Annotated in this window: 3 protein-coding genes; all 3 read left to right on the top strand. The window is 51.1% G+C overall.

The features are described 5' to 3' along the window. Positions 1-937 (top strand): class I tRNA ligase family protein (locus COY37_RS10210; protein WP_286977473.1); only part of this gene is annotated, 937 nt, incomplete at its 5' end. A 131-nt stretch (positions 938-1,068) separates the two neighbouring features. Continuing rightward, positions 1,069-1,851, top strand: coding sequence for a TatD family hydrolase (locus COY37_RS10215; RefSeq protein ID WP_286678655.1), 783 nt, complete (start codon positions 1,069-1,071; stop codon positions 1,849-1,851). 232 nt (positions 1,852-2,083) lie between these two features. Continuing rightward, positions 2,084-2,812, top strand: a 729-nt coding sequence (locus COY37_RS10220; RefSeq protein ID WP_286977474.1) for a resuscitation-promoting factor, incomplete at its 3' end; no start/stop codon positions are given.

The following is a 2,812-nucleotide window of genomic DNA, read 5'->3' on the forward strand; positions in this document are numbered from 1 at the left end:
CCAGGACATCTCGGTTTCCAGGACCACGTTTAAATGGGGAATCCCGGTACCATTCGACCCCGACCACGTTATCTACGTCTGGTTCGATGCGCTCATTAACTACCTTACCGGCGCCGGCTACCTGCAGGATGGGCAGAAGTACGAGACATTTTGGCCGGCAGATGTACACATTATAGGCAAGGATATTATCCGCTTTCATGCGGTGATCTGGCCGATGATGCTCATGGCGCTCGGCGTAGAACTGCCCAAGGTGGTTCTGGCGCACGGTTTCTGGATGCTCGGCGGCCGGAAGATGTCAAAATCAACAGGGGTCGTGGTCGATCCAAACCGCGTTATCGAGCAGTTCGGCGAGGATGCCATCCGCTACTTCCTGCTGCGGGAGATCAGCATCGGTCTCGACGGCGAGTTCACACAGGATGCGCTGATACGCCGCATCAATGGGGATTTGGCAAATGATCTTGGAAACCTCATCCACCGAACGGTCGCCATGATGAGCAAGTACTTTGATGCCGAGATTCCTGAGGCCGGAGCCTTAAGCGACCTTGAAACAGCGCTCAAAGAAGAAGCGCTCTCATTACCCGGGATCGTGGATGAGGCCATGACTAAGATGGATATCCGCGAGGCGCTTGTGCAGATATGGCGCGTCATAGGAAGGGCAAACAAGTATATTGATGAAGCCGCACCCTGGGCGCTTGCACGGGAAGGGCAGACGGATCGTTTAAAGACGGTCATGCGTACGCTGCTTGAAGCGATCCGCACGATAGTTGTCCTGGTAAGCCCTGTGATGCCGCGCACGGCGGAGCAAGTATGGGAGCAGCTCGGCCAGGAAAATTTCGGCTCGATAACCATCGAGGATGCAAAAATCTGGAACGCTCTCGCGCCGGGGACATCGGTCAAGAAAGCGCCGCCGCTCTTTCCCCGCATAGAGATTGAGTAAACATGGGATATAAAAAATAGTTATATAAGTCTATTGGAAAAGACTTTTATCCGGTTTAGTACTATAATTGATGACAATCCTGAAGTTATTACACAGTCGATAGTGCAACCGGCGGTTGGTTAGGGGGGACTATGAAGAAGGCAGTTGGTCTTACAGATACCCACGCTCACCTGGATTTCTTCGGAAGCGATCAGGCGATAGAGGCCGTTGTTGCGCGTGCGAAGGAGCAGGGCGTAACTAGAATAATCACTGTTGCCGACAAGCTTGAATCAAGCTATCGGGCGGTCGAGCTTGCCGAAAAGTTCGACGAGGTCTACGCGGCGGTCGGCATTCACCCACACGACGCAAAAACGGTTAATCCCGATACGATAAAAGACCTGAAGAAGCTTGCCAAACATCCCAAGGTGGTCGCTATCGGGGAGATCGGCCTTGACTATTACAAGAACCACTCGCCCCGGCCAACCCAGCAAAAAGTCTTTGCCCAGCAACTCGACCTTGCCTGCGAACTTGGATTGCCCGTGATAATTCACGATCGCGACGCCGACGAGGATGTGCTTAAAATAATTACGAAGCACCGCCCGAAGAAGGGCGTGTTCCATTGTTTTAGCGGCGACATCGCTTATGCCCAGACGGTCCTTGCCATGAACTTCTACATCTCGATCGCCGGGCCGGTCACCTTTAAAAATGCGGGCGACTTAGTAGATGTCGCAAAGTTCGTGCCCCTAACGAAACTTCTTGTCGAGACCGATTCGCCGTACCTCACGCCACACCCCCACAGAGGGCGCAAAAACGAACCGGCAAACGTGCGCCTGGTCGCCGAAAAAATAGCCGAAATAAAAGGAATCGACGTTTCGAAATTGCTCGCATCAACCCAGGAAAACGTTTCCTTGCTCTTCTCGATTAATCACAAATAGCCGGTGGAGCGCTACGATTTACGTAGCAAGTGACCATACATTTTGCCCCTCAATAACTTCTCTAGTGCCTTCCACCGAACGCTTCTGCCGTTTAGCATAAGCGCCCTACGGGTAACTCATGAGTTAAAGTTTTTTGGATACTCAACCGATTATGGTATAATAGCTGGCAGTTATTGCGTTTGTGCCTTAACAAATTGACAACTAAATACAGAAATCAGAAGGGACTGATTTGATGAGTACACGTTTTCATCAGTTAGCCCGCGGTATCAGAGGAAGAAAGTACGAGATTATCTTGCTCTCTCTGATAATGGTATTTGTCCTGATGGACATGGTCTACGGAGGGACGACCGTAAACCTCACCATCGATGGTAAGGCAAGCACCATTACAACCCGGGCGCGAACAGTGGCAACTGTTCTGAGAGAAAACGGCGTAACTGTTAAGGCAAATGACGAAGTAACACCTAAGCCCTCGTCTGCGTTAGAAGAGGGCATGACAGTACAAGTAAAACACGCTGTACCAGTAACTATTAGAATGAACAAACAAGGAATTGCCATGATGTCCACAGCCGGTACCGTCGGCGAAGTACTAAAGGACGTCGGTCTGCGGTTAAAGCCTGTAGACAAGGTAACACCTGGTGTAAGCGAAAAGCTTACAGCAGGCATGACCGTGGAAGTTACGCTCGTTAAGAGCAAGTGTGAGGTCACCAAAATTCCGGTGGCGTACCAGAGGGTTGCGAACGCCGACCCAAATCTGGATTACGGCAAGCAGGTGGTGGTCTCGCAAGGTAAGCCAGGCTTACTGCTAAGGATTGTCGAGATCGTATTCGAAGGCGATCGGCCTGTAAAAAGACAAGTTAAGTTAGAAAGCATGGTATCGCCTCCACTCGCAGAAGTGGTGGCGGTCGGCACAAAACGCAAAATTGCCCGCTTAATGAAATCGCCGGTATATGTATCTCGCGGA

The sequence above is a fragment of the Candidatus Aquicultor secundus genome (assembly GCF_002791875.1).
Lineage (GTDB): Bacteria > Actinomycetota > Aquicultoria > Aquicultorales > Aquicultoraceae > Aquicultor_A > Aquicultor_A secundus.

Coding starts and splice junctions, on each gene's coding strand:
- COY37_RS10215 (WP_286678655.1), top strand. CDS start 1,069: ATGAAGAAGGCAGTTGGTCTTACAGATACCCACGCTCACCTGGATTTC.